Consider the following 16,061-nt stretch of genomic DNA (forward strand, 5'->3'; position numbering starts at 1 on the left):
GGACGGCACCCCGGGGCCACCGGACCGGAGAGCGAGCGGCTCTACGTCCCCACCGGAGATGCCAGCGGTGCCACGTCCCCAGCGGGTGTGTACGTCGCCACCAGCGGTGCGGGCGGTACCCACCGGAAGTGCGGCGGGGCGCTACGTCCCCCACCGGAAGTGCGGGGGTTACGTCGCCACCAGCGGTGCGTGGCGGTACGTCCCCCACCGGAGGTGCGGCTGGGCGCTACGTCCCCACCGGAGGTGCGGCTGGGCGCTACGACCCCACCGGAGGTGCGGAGGGGTGCTACGACCCCACCGGAGGTGCGGGCGGCGCCACGCGCCTGCACCGCTCGGCGCACGCAGATACGCCGAAGGCCCGCAGCGCACTCGCTGCGGGCCTTCGTGGCTCGGCCACCGGGCTCAGGCGTCCCGGCGCAGGCTCGGCTTCAGGTCCTTGAAACGGCCCAGCAGGCCGTTCACGAAGGACGGCGACTCGTCCGTGGAGAACTCCTTGGCGAGCTGCACCGCCTCGTCGATCACCACGGCGTCCGGGGTCTCGTCCACCCACACGAGCTCGTACGCGCCGAGCCGCAGGATGTTGCGGTCGACGACCGGCATGCGGTCGAGCGTCCAGCCGACCGCGTAGGTGGCGATGAGTTCGTCGATACGGGCCGCGTGCTCCGCGTACCCCTCGACCAGCTCCATCGTGTACTCACCGACCGGCGGCTGACGGTCGTCGGACCGCGAGTGCCGGATCCAGTCCGCGAGGACTTCCCGCACGGAGGCACCGCGCTGGTCGGCCTCGAAGAGGATCTGGAAGGCACGCTTGCGGGCCTTGTTGCGGGCAGCCACGGTTAGCTGTTCACCCGGCCGAGGTAGTCGCCGGAACGGGTGTCGACCTTGATCTTCTCACCGGTGGTGATGAAGAGCGGGACCTGGATGGTGTAGCCGGTCTCCAGGGTGGCGGGCTTGGTGCCACCGGTGGAGCGGTCGCCCTGCACGCCCGGCTCGGTCTCCTTGATGACCAGCTCGACGGCGGCCGGGAGCTCGACGTAGAGCACCTCGCCCTCGTGCGTGGCGACGGTCGCGGTGAAGCCCTCGATGAGGAAGTTCGCGGCGTCACCGACGGCGGGGCGGGAGACGTGCAGCTGGTCGTAGGTCTGCATGTCCATGAAGACGAAGTAGTCGCCGTCCATGTACGAGAACTGCATGTCGCGGCGGTCGACGGTGGCCGTCTCGACCTTGACGCCGGCGTTGAACGTCTTGTCGACGATCTTGCCGGACAGCACGTTCTTGAGCTTGGTGCGCACGAAGGCCGGGCCCTTGCCGGGCTTGACGTGCTGGAACTCGACGACGGACCAGAGCTGGTCGTTGTCGAGCTTGAGCACCATGCCGTTCTTGAGGTCGTTCGTGGTGGCCACGGTTGCGGAATCTCCTGGACTGACGCTGGTGGACGACCGAGGAAGGCGAAGGTGCGCGCTGCCGCCGCGCGCTCTAGAGCGCGAGCAGCTCCTTGGTCGTGATGGTGAGTAGCTCGGGTCCGCCGTCCGCCTCCTGGCGCACGACGAGCGTGTCATCGATCCGGACCCCGCCCCGGCCCGGGAGGTGGACCCCCGGTTCGACGGTGACCGGCACACAAGCGTCCAGTTTACCCATGGCGGCAGGTGCCAGCTGCGGGTCCTCGTCGATTTCCAGTCCTACACCGTGCCCGGTCCAGGGCGCCAGGCCCTCCCCGTAGCCCGCAGCGTCGAGTACGTGCCGGGCCGCCCGGTCGACGTCGCGGTACTCGGCACCGGGCATCAGGGCCTCGCGGCCGGCCCGCTGAGCGGCGAAGACCAGGTCGTACAGCTCGATCTGCCAGTCCGCGGGGGTCGTGCCGATGACGAAGGTACGGCCGATCTCGCAGCGGTAGCCGCGGTAGTTGGCGCCCAGGCAGACGGAGAGAAAATCGCCCTCCTCGACGCGCCGGTCCGAGGGGCGGTGGCCGCCGCGTCCGGCGTTCGGGCCGGTGGCGACGGACGTCGGGAAGCCGGGTCCGTCGGCGCCGTGGTCGACGAGGCGCCGCTCCAGCTCCAGGGCGAGATGCCGCTCGGTGCGGCCGACGAGGATCGACTCGAGCAGCTCGCCGAGGGCCTGGTCGGTGATCTCCGCGGCGATCCGCAGGCACGCGATCTCGTCCTCGTCCTTCACCATCCGCTGCTGCTCGACGGCTCCACCGAGGTCGGCGAGGAGGAGCCGGGGTGCGACCGAGCCGATGGCGCGGTGGCGGGCGACGGTGAGGTGGTGTTCCTCGACGCCGAGGGAGTCCGCCCCGGCGGTCCCGGCGACCTGCGCGGCGGCGACGGCGGGGTCTCCCCCGTGCGTGGGCAGCACGGTCAGCCGCAGCTTCTCGTCCAGCCGCCCGTCGGTGGGGTCGCCACTGGGCACGGTCGGGCACAGCAGGACATCGTCGGCGGCGCCGGCGGGGCTCAGCAGCAGCACGGCGCCAAGCGGGGCTCCGCCCGCGAGATAGCGGACATTGGCAGGCCGGGACACCAGCGCCGCGGCAGTTCCGGCAGCGGCGCATCGGTCGCGCAGCCGGCCTCGGCGGGCAGCGAACACCTCGGACATGCCACGAGCCTAAGAGCGACGGCGCGATCCGGCCGGTTGAGGGCGTCCGACCGGGCCACCGGCGAGGCGGTGACCGGGTCTGCGGCCCGGGCCCCGCGCCCCGACATCCCCTTGGGCCGTCGGCCCTGGAGGACCCCGGCGGGGCGTATCGGGAGTTACCAGGCGGGCGGGCTCATCAGGGCGCGGGCCAGGACGTCGTCGAGGATGCGGGCCGTCGTTTCCACGTCGCACTGGGAGTTGTCGATGATCGGCAGGCCCGAGCCGTACCAGCCGGCCATACGGCCGTGGATGCTGGCGACCTCTTCGTCGGAGAGCCGGCGGTTTCCGCTGCGCTCCGCGTTGCGCTCCAGGACGATCTCCAGCCCGGGGAGCAGTACGACGGGCAGCAGGCCGGGGCCGACGTGCCGCTTCCAGCCGCCGAGGCCGACCACCGGGCGGTCGGGGAAGACGGCGTCGTCGAGGATGCACGAAATGCCGTTGGCCAGGAAGTTGCGGGCGGCGAAGCCGCAGGTGCGGCGGGCGAGGCGGTACTGGGCCTCGGACTGGTCGTTCCAGCCGGACTGGGGGTCGGCGAAGCCGGAGCAGACCCATTCGCGGACGTCGTCCAGGCTGATGTGCGCGGTGGGCACGCGGCGGTGCTTGGCCCAGTGCCGGGCGACGGTCGTCTTGCCCGCGCCTGCCGGGCCGATCAGGAGGACCGCGAGAGTGGCCGGACCGGTGCCGCTGTCGGCAGGGGGTGTGGGGGTCCCCCCGGGCGAGGCTGTGGGCGAGGGTATGGGAACCGGTCCGCCGGGGGGCAGCTGAATGTGGCCCGTGGTGTCACGGGACGGAGGCAACGGGGCGTGCTGCGGGGCGGGGCCGCTCCAGCCGGGAGAGGGCATGCCCTGCGGCGGCGGAGGGCCGGGGTGCTGCGCCTGGTGCTCCCACCCCGCCACCGGGCCGTGGCCCGGCACGGGCCCGGGGCCGGATGCCGTGACCGGTCCGGGAACGGGACCGGATGCCGTGACCGGCCCAGGAAAGGGTCCGGGAACGGGGCCGGGTCCGGGAACGGGGCCGGGTCCGGGAACGTGTCCCGGAAAGCGCCCCGACCCGTTGGGCGGCAGCGGAGCTCCCACTGCGTGCTGCATCCGGTGCCACTCCGTCTCGTACGACTTCACGCTGGTCGGGCGGCAGTTCACCGGCCCGCACCGAACGGTACCCTCCCCGGCCGCCACTGTGGCAACGGCCGGGGCCGGTACAGAGTGCCCCGTCAGCCGGTGAGTTCGTCGGCCAGCGCGCGCAGGGCCAGCCGGTACGAGCCGATCCCGAAGCCCGCGACCGTTCCGGAGGCGACCGCCGCGACGACCGAAGTGTGGCGGAATTCCTCCCGTGCGTACGGATTCGAGATGTGCACCTCGATGAGCGGGGCGGTCCGCTGGGCGGCCGCGTCGCGCATCCCGTACGAGTAGTGCGTGAACGCGCCGGGGTTCAGAACGACGGGGACGGCACCGTCGGCCGCCTCGTGCAGCCAGCGGATCATCTCCCCCTCGTCGTTCGTCTCGCGTACGTCGACGTCGAAGCCGAGCTCCTTGCCCAGCGACTGGCAGGCGTCGACCAGTCCCGTGTACGACGTGGCGCCGTACACATCGGGCTCGCGCGAGCCGAGCCGGCCGAGGTTCGGCCCGTTGAGGACGAAGACCTTGCGGCTCATGCGGACACCTCGCCGAACGCCGCCAGCAGCACCGCCGGGTCCGGGCCCTCCAGCACCGTCGGCTTGGCCAGGCCGTCGAGCACGATGAAGCGCAGCAGATCACCGCGGGACTTCTTGTCGACCTTCATGGTCTCCAGGAGCTTCGGCCACTGATCGCCGCGGTACGTCAGCGGCAGACCGACGGACTCCAGGACGGTGCGGTGCCGGTCGGCGGTCGCGTCGTCCAACCGCCCGGCGAGACGGCCGAGTTCGGCGGCGAAGACCATACCGACCGATACGGCGGCACCGTGCCGCCACTTGTAGCGCTCGTTCTTCTCGATGGCGTGCGCCAGCGTGTGGCCGTAGTTGAGGATCTCGCGCAGGCCCGACTCCTTGAGGTCGTTGGAGACGACCTCGGCCTTGACGCGGATGGAGCGCTCGATCAGCTCGGCCGTGTCCGGTCCGGACGGGGTGCGGGCGGCCTCCGGGTCCGCCTCGATCAGGTCGAGGATCACCGGGTCGGCGATGAAACCGGCCTTGATGATCTCGGCCAGGCCGCTGACGTAGTCGTGGACGGGCAGCGAGTCCAGCGCGCCGAGGTCGCAGAGCACACCGGCCGGCGGGTGGAAGGCGCCGACGAGGTTCTTGCCCTCGGCGGTGTTGATGCCGGTCTTGCCGCCGACGGCCGCGTCGACCATGGCGAGGACCGTGGTCGGGATCGCGATCCAGCGCACCCCGCGCAGCCACGACGCCGCGACGAAGCCGGCCAGGTCGGTCGTCGCCCCGCCGCCGACGCCGACGATGACATCGGTACGGGTGAAACCGGTCTGGCCGAGCGCCTTCCAGCAGTACGCCGCGACCTCGACGGTCTTGGCCTCCTCGGCGTTGGGTACCTGGATGGCGACGGCCTCGTACCCCTGGTCGGCGAGGTCCTGGCGGACCGCGTCGCCGGTCTCGGCGAGCGCCTCGGGGTGGATCACGGCGACACGCTTGGCCTTGGAGCCGATCAGCCCGGGGAGTTCGCCCAGCAGCTGCCGGCCGACGAGCACCTCGTAAGGATCGGTGCCCGCGGTGCCGCCGACCTGGATACGGGTCACTGCCTGCTCGGTCATACGTCCTTCAATTCGAGTGCGTCGAGGACCGCCTGCGCGACCTCTTCGGGGGTGCGGTCGTCCGTGGCGACGACGACACGCGCGACTTCGGTGTACAGATGCCGACGGGCCTCCATCAGCTCGCGCCACTGGCGGCGCGGGTTGACGGCGAGCAGCGGGCGGGCGGTGTTGAGCCCGACGCGGCGTACGGCCTCCTCGACGTCCATCGACAGATAGACGACGGACAGACCCGACAGCAGCTCGCGGGTGCCCTCGTCGAGGATGGCGCCGCCGCCGAGGGACAGGACGCCCTCGTGCTCCGCGACGGCGTGACACACCGCAGCACGCTCCAGCTCGCGGAAGTGCGGCTCACCTTCCTCGATGAAGATGTCCGCGATCTCCCGGCCCTGGGCGGCCACGATGTCGGCGTCGGTGTCCCGGTACCCGGTGCCGAGGCGCTCGGCGAGGAGGGCGCCGACGGTGGTCTTGCCGACGCCCATCGGCCCGATCAGAACGACCCGCGGCCCGGCGGCCTCACGTGCGTCGCGTGGGTCGCGTGCGTCGCGTGCGTCGCTCACCGGATGGCCAGGTGGTCGAGGTACGACTGCACATTGCGGCGGGTCTCGGTGACGCTGTCCCCGCCGAACTTCTCGGCGACCGCGTCGGCCAGGACCAGCGCCACCATGGCCTCCGCGACGATGCCGGCGGCCGGCACGGCGCAGACGTCGGAGCGCTGGTGGTGGGCGGCGGCGGCCTCGCCGGTGCTGACGTCGATGGTCTTCAGCGCCCGGGGCACGGTCGCGATCGGCTTCATCGCCGCCCGTACGCGCAGCAGCTCGCCCGTCGTGAGACCGCCCTCGGTGCCGCCGGAGCGGCCGGAGGTGCGCTTGATGCCGTCCTCAGTAGCGACGATCTCGTCGTGCGCCTTGGAGCCGGGGACGCGGGCCAGCTCGAAGCCGTCGCCGACCTCGACGCCCTTGATGGCCTGGATGCCCATGAGGGCAGAGGCGAGGCGGGCGTCGAGACGCCGGTCCCAGTGGACGTGCGAGCCGAGGCCGACGGGCACGCCGTACGCGAGCACCTCCACCACACCGCCGAGGGTGTCGCCGTCCTTGTGGGCCTGGTCGATCTCGGCGACCATCGCCTTCGACGCGTCCGCGTCGAGGCAGCGGACCGGGTCGGCGTCCAGCTTCTCGACATCGGCGGGCGTCGGGTAGACGCCGTACGGGGCCTTCGCGGCGGCCAGCTCCACGACATGCGAGACGATCTCGATGCCCGCGGTCTCCTTGAGGTAGGAGCGGGCGACCGCGCCGAGGGCGACGCGCGCGGCGGTCTCCCGGGCGCTGGCGCGCTCCAGGATGGGCCGGGCCTCGTCGAAGCCGTACTTCTGCATACCGGCGAGGTCGGCGTGGCCGGGCCGGGGGCGGGTCAGCGGGGCGTTGCGGGCCAGTTCGGCGAGCTCGGCCGGGTCGACCGGGTCGGCCGCCATGACCTTCTCCCACTTCGGCCACTCGGTGTTGCCGACCATGACGGCGACGGGCGAGCCCATGGTGAGGCCGTGGCGCACACCGCCCAGGAAGGTGACCTCGTCACGCTCGAACTTCATCCGCGCACCGCGTCCATAGCCGAGGCGCCGCCGGGCAAGGTGGTCCGCCACCATCTCCGTGGTGATCGGGACACCGGCGGGAAGACCCTCCAGCGTCGCCACCAGTGCGGGGCCGTGCGACTCCCCCGCGGTCAGCCAGCGCAACCTGCTCAACGGTGCTCCTCATGCTCGCGCCTGGAACTGCGACGGCGCGACCGGGTGCGCGGCCCTGGCCCGCCTCCCCTGATCCTCCCACGTCCGGCCCCCGGACCAGGCCGGTGGTCCAGCAGGCGGACGTGATTGCGACGGGCGGCGGCGCGAAATCAGCGTGCGGCGAGCGCTTCCTCGCCCGCCGCGCGCATGGCGGCGAGCGGCGCCGGGGAGCGGCCGGTCATCTGCTCGACCTGGAGCACGGCCTGGTGCACCAGCAGGTCGAGGCCGCCGACGACGGAGCCGTCCTGCTCGGCCCAGGCCGCCGCGAGCGGGGTCGGCCACGGCTCGTAGAGGACGTCGAAGAGGGTGCCGGGGCGGTCGGGAACGTACGGGACGAGGGCGTCCGTCGCTCCGGCGGGGGTGGTCGCGACGACGAGCGGGGCGTCGAAGGCATGACCCGCCTCCGCCCAGTCGGCCGTGTGCACCTCGACGCCCAGCCGCTCGCCCCAGCCGCGCATCTCCTCGGCCCGGACATGGCTGCGTACGTAGGCGGTGACCGGGCCGGTGCAGATCCGGGCGAGCGCGGCGAGCGCGGAGGACGCGGTCGCACCGGCGCCGAGGACGGCGGCGTACTCCACCTTCTCGACGCCGCGCTCGCGCAGCGCGGCGACCATGCCGGGGATGTCCGTGTTGTCGCCGGTGCGGCGGCCGTCCTCGGTGAAGACGACGGTGTTGACGGCCTCGACGGCGGCCGCGGTGTCGCTGACCTCGTCCAGCAGCGGAATGATCGCCCGCTTGAGCGGCATGGTCAGGGACAGCCCTGCCCAGGAGCTGTCGAGCCCCGTCACGAAGCCCTCGAGATCCGCCTCGCTCACCTCGAAGCGTTCGTACGACCAGTCGCTGAGGCCGAGTGCCGCATACGCGGCGCGGTGCAGCACCGGCGACAGCGAGTGGGCGATGGGCGACCCTAGGACCGCGGCCCTGCGGGCCTCAGCCGTTACCCGACTGTTCATTGAACTTGTCCTTCAGCTTCTGGAACTCGGCGATCGTCTTGGCGAATTCCGTCTTGTGCTTGCCGTCGGTCGCCACGAAGTACATCCAGCCGTCCTTGGTGGGACTCAGGGTCCCCTGCAGTGCCTGCAGGCCCGGGTTGCCGATGGGCCCGGGGGTCAGCCCCTTCCGCGTGTACGTGTTGTACGGGTCCTTGTTGCTGTTGATCTCGGCTTCGCCGATCTTGATGTCGCTCCGGCCCTTCAGATAGTTGAAGGTGGAGTCGAACTGGAGCAGCTGATTCGTCTCGGTGTTGGTCGGCTTCAGGCGGTTGTAGACGACCTCCGCCATCTTCCGGTAGTCGTCCTGCGTCTTGCCTTCGGCCTGCACCAGGCTGGCGACGGTGATCAGTTCCCAGGGCCCTTCGAGGCCGAGCTGATTCGCCTTGGTCTCGACGCCGGCCTTGGTGTATTCCGCCTTGGCCCGGGCGACCATCTTCGCGAGGATGTCCTCCGGCTTGCTGCCCTTGGCGACCGGATAGGTGGCGGGGAAGAGGAAACCTTCCAGCGGGTCCTTGAGGTTCGGGTGGCCCTGCGCCCAGTCGGGCAGTCCGAGATTCTTCGCCTGGGCCAAGGCCACCTTTTTCGTGGTGCCAGGTGCGAGATCGAGCCGTTTGTCGATCCGGGCGTAGATCTGGACGTTCCGCTGCCCCTCGGGAATCGACATGGCGTTGCGGCTGCTGGGATCGAGCATCGCCTTGACCGCATTCGCGCCGGACATCTCCTTTTTCAGGATATATACGCCGGGCTGGATGCTCGTACCTTTGGGATTCTTGTTCTGGGCCGAGACGAACGCGTCGACGCTCTTCACGACGCCGGCCTTCTTGAGGGCGTTTCCGATCTCGGTGCCGCTCGCGCCCAGAGGGATCTCGACCTCGACGGTGCCGGTGCCCGCGCCCTCGTAGTCCGGCGCGGCGCCGAACTGGCCCTGCCAGAACTGGTATCCGACGTAGCCGGCACCGCCGGCTCCACCGACCAGGACCACCGCGACGAACAGGCACGCGAAGCCGTTGCGGCCCTTTTTCTTCTTCTTTGCGGGGCCGCGGCCGTCACGGCCGCCGCGGCGACCGCCCCCTGCCGGGTCGTCGTCCCCGCCGTCGTCGTGGCCGTCGTCACCCGTGAAGAAGGGATGGTCCTCTTCCTGCTGCGGGTCCGTCTGCCAGTCGGGTTCCGGCTCGGGCGCCCGGTGCGGTTCCGCTGCCGGGGCGGTGCGGCGGCCGGGAGGCTGCGGCGGCGGGTAGGCCTCGGGCGTCCCGTAGTAGTCCGCGCCGCCGTACGGGGCGGCTCCCGTGTTCGGGTCGTACGGCATCGCGGGCTGCTGACCGGTGTCCCAGACGGGCTGCTGGCCGGTGTCCCAGACACGCTGCTGACCGGTGTCCCAGGTCTCGCCGTACTGCTGGGGCGGATACTGCTGAGGCGGGTACTGCTGCCCGTCGTACTGCTGAGGCGAGTACTGCTGAGGCGAGTACTGCTGCTGATAGCCCGTCGAGTACTGCGGATCGTTTCCGCTCCCGTAGTACGACTGCGCCTGCGGCTGCTGCGGGTACTGCTGCTGCGGCTGGCCGCCGTAGGACGCAGGGCCGGGTTCGGCCTGCTGTCCTCTCCATCCCTGGTCCCCGTACAGCGGATCCTCGGGATGCCACGGTTCGGAGCCGGGGCCCCGGCCATACTCAGTCATCGATCCCCTAGTGCCGCGAGGCAGGCACCGGACGGTCCGCCTCTACGTTGTGCGGCAGCTGTTCGAACGCCGCCGCATCGCGCGGAACGTTACCGTATCGCGATCAGATGACCACTTCGACGCCCTCGCCGGGCGGATTACCTGATACCCGTTCGGACTCCAGAGCGTTCTGAAGGATGATCACAGCGGCTGCCTGATCGATGACAGACCGGCCCTTTTTGGACTTCACGCCCGACGCCCGCAGGCCCTGACTGGCCGTCACTGTGGTCATCCTCTCGTCCACGAGCCGCACGGGTACGGGGACGATTCCGCGGGCCAGCTCCTGGGCGAACGCGCGGACCTTGGCCGCCGCCGGGCCCTCGCCGCCGCTCAGGGAGCGGGGCAGACCGACCACGACCTCGATCGGCTCGTACTCCTCGACGATCTGCCGCAGTCGCCGGTGGGCGGCCGGGATGTCACGACCCGGCACGGTCTCCACCGGCGTGGCGAGGACCCCGTCGGGGTCGCACGAGGCGACCCCGATCCGTGCGTCCCCGACGTCGATCGAGAGACGACGTCCTCTGCGCATGAGGATCAGGCCGTCTCGGCCACGAGACGCTCGACAGCCTCGATGGCGTCGCCGATCGCGTCCGGGTTCTGGCCGCCGCCCTGGGCGACGTCCGGCTTGCCGCCACCGCCGCCGCCGAGGGTCTTGGCGGCGGTGCGGACCAGCTCGCCGGCCTTGAGGCCACGCTCACGGGCGGCCTCGTTGGTGGCGATGACGGTCAGCGGGCGGCCGCTCGCGGTGGTGAACAGGGCCACGACGGCAGGGCGGTCACCCTGGATGCGGCCACGGACATCGAGGACCAGCTTGCGCAGGTCGTCGGCCGAGGCGCCGTCCGGGACCTGGCCGGTGACCAGGGCGGTGCCGCGGACGTCCTTGGCGGACTCGACGAGCCCGGCGGCGGCCTGGAGCACCTTCTCCGCGCGGAACTTCTCGATCTCCTTCTCGGCGTCCTTCAGCTTGCCGAGCATGGCGGCGATCTTCTCCGGCAGCTCCTCGGAGCGGCCCTTGACCAGCTCCTGGAGCTGGGCGACGACCGTGTGCTCCTTGGCCAGGAAGTTGTACGCGTCGACGCCGACGAGGGCCTCGATACGGCGTACGCCCGAGCCGATCGACGACTCGCCGAGCAGCTTCACCAGGCCCAGCTGGGCGGTGTTGTGCACGTGCGTGCCACCGCAGAGCTCCTTGGAGAAGTCGCCGATGGTGACGACGCGGACCCGCTCGCCGTACTTCTCGCCGAACTCGGCGATGGCGCCCTGCTTCTTGGCCTCGTCGATGCTCATGATCTCGGCCTGGACGTCGAGCTCACGGGCCAGGACCTCGTTGATCTTCTGCTCGACGTCCGTCAGGACCGTGCCGGGGACGGCGGCGGGCGAACCGAAGTCGAAGCGGAAGCGGCCCGGCGAGTTCTCGGAGCCGGCCTGGGCGGCCGTCGGGCCGAGGGCGTCGCGCAGCGCCTGGTGGGTGAGGTGGGTGGCGCTGTGGGCGCGAGCGATGGCGCGGCGGCGCTTGACGTCGATGGCGGCGTAGGCGGAGGCGCCCACGGTCACCTCGCCGACCTGCACCGAGCCCTTGTGCACGGAGACGCCGGGGACGGGCTGCTGTACGTCGCGGATCTCGATGACGGCGCCGGTGTCGAGCTTGATCCGGCCCTGGTCGGCGAGCTGGCCGCCGCCCTCGGCGTAGAAGGGGGTGCGGTCGAGGACGACCTCGACCTCGTCGCCCTCGGAGGCGGCCGGCGACGGGACACCGTCGACGAGCAGACCGACGATGGTCGACTCACCCTCGGTCGAGCCGTAGCCCGTGAACTCCGTCGAGCCGGAGGTGTCGGCGACCTCGCGGTAGGCGGACAGATCGGCGTGGCCGGTCTTCTTGGCCTTGGCGTCGGCCTTGGCGCGCTCCCGCTGCTCCTTCATCAGACGGCGGAAGCCGTCCTCGTCCACGGAAAGGCCCTGCTCGGCGGCCATCTCCAGGGTGAGGTCGATCGGGAAGCCCCAGGTGTCATGGAGCAGGAAGGCCTTGTCGCCGGCGAGCACGGTGCCGCCGGCGGCCTTGGTCTCGGTGACGGCGGTGTCGAGGATGTTCGTCCCGCCCTTGAGGGCCTTGAGGAAGGCGGCCTCCTCGGCGAGCGCGACCGTCTCGATGCGCTTGCGGTCGGTCTCCAGCTCCGGGTACTGCTGGCCCATGGTCTTGATGACCACGTCGACGAGGGCGGCGACGACCGGCTCGGTGGCGCCGAGCATGCGCATGTTGCGGATGGCGCGGCGCATGATGCGGCGCAGGACGTAGCCACGGCCCTCGTTGCCGGGGGTGACGCCGTCACCGATGAGCATCACGGACGTACGGAGGTGGTCGGCGACCACGCGCATCGAGACGTCCGAGCCATGGTTCTCGCCGTAGCGGACGCCGGTGAGCTCGGTGGCCTTGTCCATGACGACGCGCAGGGTGTCGGTCTCGTACATGTTCTGCACGCCCTGCAGGATCATGGCGAGGCGCTCGAGGCCGAGACCGGTGTCGATGTTCCTGCTGGGCAGGTCGCCGACGATCTCGAAGTCCTCCTTGCCGGAGCCCTCGCCACGCTCGTACTGCATGAAGACCAGGTTCCAGATCTCCACGTAGCGCTCGTCGTTGACGGCGGGGCCGCCCTCGACGCCGAAGTCGGGGCCGCGGTCGTAGTTGATCTCCGAGCAGGGGCCGCAGGGGCCGGGGACGCCCATGGACCAGAAGTTGTCCTTCTTGCCGAGGCGCTGGATGCGCTCGGCGGGCACGCCGACGACCTCGCGCCAGATGCGCTCGGCCTCGTCGTCGTCGAGGTAGACCGTGATCCAGAGCTTCTCCGGCTCCAGGCCGTAGCCGCCGTCCGCCACGGAGCTGGTGAGCAGCTCCCAGGCGTACTTGATGGCGCCTTCCTTGAAGTAGTCGCCGAAGGAGAAGTTGCCGCACATCTGGAAGAAGGTGCCGTGGCGGGTGGTCTTGCCGACCTCTTCGATGTCCGGCGTACGCACGCACTTCTGCACGCTGGTGGCGCGCGGGGCGGGCGGCTTGGTCTCGCCCAGGAAGTACGGCTTGAAGGGGACCATGCCCGCGTTGACCAGCAGCAGAGTCGGGTCGTCCGCGATGAGCGACGCCGAAGGCACGACGGTGTGCCCGCGCTCCTCGAAGAAGCTCAGCCAGCGGCGGCGGATTTCAGCCGACTCCATCAGTGGTCCTCATTCCGGTTGTACGAGTGCTTCTCGTAAAGCATCTCGTAGTGCTTCTTGTCCTGCTTCTGGTTTTCGGGAGCCCCGAGGCTCCGCTGCGCGGGTAGCCCGCGGTCGGCGGGTGCCTCGATGCCCAGTGCCTCGCCGAGCTCGGTCTCGCGCTGAACCATTCCGGCCCGGACGTCGAGGGCGAAGTCCTTGAGCCGGTGTCCGGTCTCGATCGCCTTGTTGGCGGCCTGCGCGGCCAGGCTCTCGGGGGTCAGCTGCTTGAGTTTGCGATTGACCTTGGTCGTGGCCCACACACCGGCAGCGGCGCCCGCGGTGAACCAGAACGCACGACGGAACATCGCGGCTCAGCCCTTCTGCTTGCGGCGCCTGGCGGCCGGCACGGTGCGGCCGACGATGACCGTGCGCCGGGACTGCGCGGGCGGCGCGTCGGTCTTGTTGCGGCTCATCGCCCGGCGTACGCCGTAGCCGAAGGCGGCGACCTTGACGAGCGGGCCGCCGAAGGTCGAGGCGACGGTCGTGGAGAGCGCCGAGGCGTTGGAGGTGACCTCCTGGACGTCGGAGGCGATGGCGTCGACCCGGTCGAGCTGGGTCTGCGCGGAGCGTACGGTCGCGGAGGCGTCGGCCAGCAGCGGCACGGCCTGCTCCGTCACGTCCGCCACCAGCTTGGTGGTCGCCCTGAGCGTCTGCGCCAGTCTCACCAGCACCACGGCGAGGAAGGAGACCAGGATCGCCCAGAACACGGCCACCAGGATCCCGGCAACCTCTCCACCGGTCACGCTGCACCGCTCTCTGCTCGTCGATGGGCACTTCGAAAGTTGTCCTCCGACCCTATCGCGCCGGAGGTCGCCCCCCGTACCGGATCGGTGGCCCGCGGGACGGGAGTTGCACAGGCCGATTGTACGGACTGCTTACATGTAGGTACGCTCCGTGTCCCATGCGACGGAGCAATCTCCCGGCGGAGCTCAACCGGTTCGTGGGACGCGACGACGAACTGTCCGAACTGGAACGCCTGCTGGCGGACTCCCGGCTGGTCACGGTGGCCGGGGCGGGCGGCGTCGGCAAGACCCGGCTCGTTCTTCGCGCGGCGGCCGACCTGGAGAAACGCTACTGCGACGGGGTGCGGATCGCGGAGCTGTCGGCGCTACGCGACCCGGGGCTGCTGGAGCACACCCTCGTCGAGGCGCTCGGCCTCACCGACCACACCAGCCGGCCCCCGCGGACGGTGCTCCTGGACCATCTCGCCGACCGCGAACTCCTCCTCGTCCTCGACGGGTTCGAGCAGCTCGTCGAGGAGTGCGCCGCGCTCGTACGTGAGCTGCTGCGCCGCGCGCCCGGGCTGCGGGTGCTCGCCGCGGGCCGCCGGCCGCTGCGGATCGCCGGCGAGACCGTCCTGCCGCTGACGCCGCTGACCGGGGACGACGCGATACGACTGTTCGTGGACCGGGCGGCCGCGGCGGCGCCGGACTTCCGGCTGACCGACGGCAACCATGCGGCGGTGCGGGAGCTGTGCCGGCGTCTCGACGGCATTCCGCTGGCCCTGGAGCTGGCGGCCGGGCGGCTTGCGGTGCTCGCCGTCGACGAGGTGCTGCACCGGCTCGACGACCGCTTCCGGCTGCTGACCGGCGGCGCCAGGGGCGAGCTCGCGCGCCACCGGACTCTGCGGACGGCGGTCGGCTGGAGTCATGAACTGTGCACTCCGCAGGAGCGGCTGCTGTGGGCGCGGCTGTCGGTGTTCGCCGGGCACTTCGACCTGGAGGCGGTGGAGTACGTCTGCGGCGGGCCCGAGCTCCTGCCGGAGAACATCCTGGACGTGCTCGCCGAGCTGCTGGCGCAGTCCGTGGTGTGCCGGGAGGAGACCCCCGCGGGGGTGCGCTACCGGATGCTCGACACTCCCCCTACGCCCTGCGGCGTGGGGGGGGACCCCCAGCGCGCGTACGGCGCGGAGTGGCTGGACGCGCTGGGTGACACCGCACGGATGCGACGGCGCCACCGGGACTGGTACATGGGTCTGGCGACCTGGTGCGAGCTCGACTGGTTCAGCCCGCGCCAGGCGGAGGTCGCGGCGTGCACGGACGCCGCGCTGCCGGACCTGCGGGCCGCGCTCGAGCTGTGCCTGGAGAACCCGGAGGAGGCACATCTGGCGCAGTATCTGGCCGGCACGCTCTGGTTCTACTGGGTCGGCTGCGGGCGGCTCGCCGAGGGACGGCACTGGCTGGAGCGGTCGGTGGCTCCGGCGCCCGGCGACGAGGGGCACCACGGCACGAGACTGAAGGCGCTGTGGGTGCTCGGCCATGTGGCGATCCTTCAGGGGGACAGCACGGCCGGGGTGGGCGCACTGCACGAGTGCGGTGAGACCGCCGCCGCGACCGGGAACCGGCTGGCCGCCGCGTACTCCACACACCGCATGGGCTGTCTCGCGCTGCTCGACGACGACATGCCGCGTGCCGAGGAGCTGCTGCGCGCGTCGCTCGCCGCCTACCAGGAGCTGGGCGAGCTGAACAGCAATGTGCTGATGGCGCAGGTCGAGCTGGCCATGGCGCTGGTCTTTCAGGGCGAGCCGGCGGCGGCTGTCGAGCTGTGCGAGGAGGTCCGGGAGATCTGCGCGGAGCGCGGCGAGCGCCGGACCCGCGCCTATGCGCTGTACGTGCTCGCGTATGCCTGCTGGACGCGTGGTGACCACGGGGAGGCGAGGGAGCTGCTGGGCGAGTGCATCGCCATCGACCACACCTTCCGCGATCTGGTGGGTCTGGTGCTGGCGATCGAGCTGCTGGCACTGGTGACCGCGAGCGAGGGGGATCCGGCGGAGGCCGCGGTGCTGCAGGGGGCGGCTGCGCCGGTGTGGGACGCGGTCGGGCTGCCGCTGTTCGGCTCGGGCTATTTCAGCGCGCCGCGCGCGCTGTGCGAACAGCAAGCGGGGGAGGTGCTGGGGACCGAGAGATACGGCGCCTGCCTGCGGGAGGGGCGGGCGCTGACGCTGGACGAAGCCGTGGAG

Annotated in this window: 15 protein-coding genes; 1 reads left to right on the forward strand and 14 read right to left on the reverse strand. The window is 71.1% G+C overall.

Annotated features, from left to right (window positions below):
- Window positions 1-402: 402 nt before the first annotated feature.
- The 14 genes from nusB to ACWGI8_RS23115 form a co-directional block, all read right to left on the reverse strand.
- Window positions 403-834 carry a transcription antitermination factor NusB gene (nusB, locus tag ACWGI8_RS23050; protein ID WP_453663527.1) on the reverse strand — a complete coding sequence of 144 codons (432 nt, stop codon included), beginning with the start codon at window positions 832-834 and terminating at the stop codon, window positions 403-405.
- Window positions 835-836: 2 nt separating this feature from the next.
- On the reverse strand, window positions 837-1,403 hold the full coding sequence (gene efp, locus ACWGI8_RS23055; protein WP_453663528.1) for an elongation factor P: 567 nt from the start codon (window positions 1,401-1,403) through the stop codon (window positions 837-839).
- Between the two features lie 73 nt (window positions 1,404-1,476).
- A complete protein-coding gene (locus ACWGI8_RS23060) occupies window positions 1,477-2,592 on the reverse strand; it encodes a M24 family metallopeptidase (RefSeq protein WP_453663530.1) in 1,116 nt (371 codons plus the stop codon).
- 155 nt (window positions 2,593-2,747) lie between these two features.
- The gene (locus tag ACWGI8_RS23065; protein ID WP_453663532.1) at window positions 2,748-3,719 is read right to left on the reverse strand and encodes a Pro-rich N-terminal domain-containing protein; all 972 of its coding nucleotides are present in this window, start codon (window positions 3,717-3,719) and stop codon (window positions 2,748-2,750) included.
- Window positions 3,720-3,841: 122 nt separating this feature from the next.
- Window positions 3,842-4,282 carry a type II 3-dehydroquinate dehydratase gene (aroQ, locus tag ACWGI8_RS23070; RefSeq protein WP_453663534.1) on the reverse strand — a complete coding sequence of 147 codons (441 nt, stop codon included), beginning with the start codon at window positions 4,280-4,282 and terminating at the stop codon, window positions 3,842-3,844.
- The gene (aroB, locus tag ACWGI8_RS23075; protein WP_453663535.1) at window positions 4,279-5,373 is read right to left on the reverse strand and encodes a 3-dehydroquinate synthase; all 1,095 of its coding nucleotides are present in this window, start codon (window positions 5,371-5,373) and stop codon (window positions 4,279-4,281) included. The genes aroQ and aroB overlap by 4 nt, the downstream gene beginning before the upstream one ends.
- The gene (locus tag ACWGI8_RS23080) at window positions 5,370-5,852 is read right to left on the reverse strand and encodes a shikimate kinase (protein ID WP_453663549.1); all 483 of its coding nucleotides are present in this window, start codon (window positions 5,850-5,852) and stop codon (window positions 5,370-5,372) included. Before ACWGI8_RS23080 ends, aroB begins: the two co-directional genes overlap by 4 nt.
- Before the next feature lie 74 nt (window positions 5,853-5,926).
- Window positions 5,927-7,111, reverse strand: coding sequence for a chorismate synthase (gene aroC, locus ACWGI8_RS23085; RefSeq protein ID WP_453663537.1), 1,185 nt, complete (start codon window positions 7,109-7,111; stop codon window positions 5,927-5,929).
- 149 nt (window positions 7,112-7,260) lie between these two features.
- Window positions 7,261-8,103: a shikimate dehydrogenase gene (locus tag ACWGI8_RS23090; RefSeq protein WP_453663538.1), complete on the reverse strand. Its 843-nt coding sequence runs from the start codon at window positions 8,101-8,103 to the stop codon at window positions 7,261-7,263.
- Window positions 8,081-9,817 carry an endolytic transglycosylase MltG gene (gene mltG / locus ACWGI8_RS23095; protein ID WP_453663540.1) on the reverse strand — a complete coding sequence of 579 codons (1,737 nt, stop codon included), beginning with the start codon at window positions 9,815-9,817 and terminating at the stop codon, window positions 8,081-8,083. Before mltG ends, ACWGI8_RS23090 begins: the two co-directional genes overlap by 23 nt.
- Before the next feature lie 103 nt (window positions 9,818-9,920).
- The gene (gene ruvX / locus ACWGI8_RS23100; RefSeq protein WP_453663541.1) at window positions 9,921-10,385 is read right to left on the reverse strand and encodes a Holliday junction resolvase RuvX; all 465 of its coding nucleotides are present in this window, start codon (window positions 10,383-10,385) and stop codon (window positions 9,921-9,923) included.
- Window positions 10,386-10,390: 5 nt separating this feature from the next.
- Window positions 10,391-13,060: an alanine--tRNA ligase gene (gene alaS, locus ACWGI8_RS23105; RefSeq protein WP_453663543.1), complete on the reverse strand. Its 2,670-nt coding sequence runs from the start codon at window positions 13,058-13,060 to the stop codon at window positions 10,391-10,393.
- A complete protein-coding gene (locus ACWGI8_RS23110) occupies window positions 13,060-13,407 on the reverse strand; it encodes a DUF6167 family protein (RefSeq protein ID WP_453663544.1) in 348 nt (115 codons plus the stop codon). Before ACWGI8_RS23110 ends, alaS begins: the two co-directional genes overlap by 1 nt.
- Before the next feature lie 6 nt (window positions 13,408-13,413).
- Entirely contained in the window at window positions 13,414-13,845 is a 432-nt protein-coding gene (locus tag ACWGI8_RS23115; RefSeq protein ID WP_453663546.1) for a DUF948 domain-containing protein, read from the reverse strand.
- 158 nt (window positions 13,846-14,003) lie between these two features.
- Here ACWGI8_RS23115 and ACWGI8_RS23120 point away from each other — a divergent pair.
- Window positions 14,004-16,061: ATP-binding protein (locus ACWGI8_RS23120; RefSeq protein WP_453663547.1), on the forward strand; the 2,058-nt coding region annotated here is incomplete at its 3' end.

The organism is Streptomyces sp. NPDC054841, assembly GCF_053611045.1.

Bases quoted from the DNA above. Each gene is read 5' to 3' on its own strand.
- ACWGI8_RS23060 (WP_453663530.1), bottom strand. From the start codon at position 2,592: ATGTCCGAGGTGTTCGCTGCCCGCCGAGGCCGGCTGCGCGACCGATGC.
- ACWGI8_RS23065 (WP_453663532.1), bottom strand. From the start codon at position 3,719: ATGCAGCACGCAGTGGGAGCTCCGCTGCCGCCCAACGGGTCGGGGCGC.
- aroQ (WP_453663534.1), bottom strand. From the start codon at position 4,282: ATGAGCCGCAAGGTCTTCGTCCTCAACGGGCCGAACCTCGGCCGGCTC.
- aroB (WP_453663535.1), bottom strand. From the start codon at position 5,373: ATGACCGAGCAGGCAGTGACCCGTATCCAGGTCGGCGGCACCGCGGGC.
- ACWGI8_RS23080 (WP_453663549.1), bottom strand. From the start codon at position 5,852: ATGGGCGTCGGCAAGACCACCGTCGGCGCCCTCCTCGCCGAGCGCCTC.
- ACWGI8_RS23090 (WP_453663538.1), bottom strand. From the start codon at position 8,103: ATGAACAGTCGGGTAACGGCTGAGGCCCGCAGGGCCGCGGTCCTAGGG.
- mltG (WP_453663540.1), bottom strand. From the start codon at position 9,817: ATGACTGAGTATGGCCGGGGCCCCGGCTCCGAACCGTGGCATCCCGAG.
- ruvX (WP_453663541.1), bottom strand. From the start codon at position 10,385: ATGCGCAGAGGACGTCGTCTCTCGATCGACGTCGGGGACGCACGGATC.
- alaS (WP_453663543.1), bottom strand. From the start codon at position 13,060: ATGGAGTCGGCTGAAATCCGCCGCCGCTGGCTGAGCTTCTTCGAGGAG.
- ACWGI8_RS23110 (WP_453663544.1), bottom strand. From the start codon at position 13,407: ATGTTCCGTCGTGCGTTCTGGTTCACCGCGGGCGCCGCTGCCGGTGTG.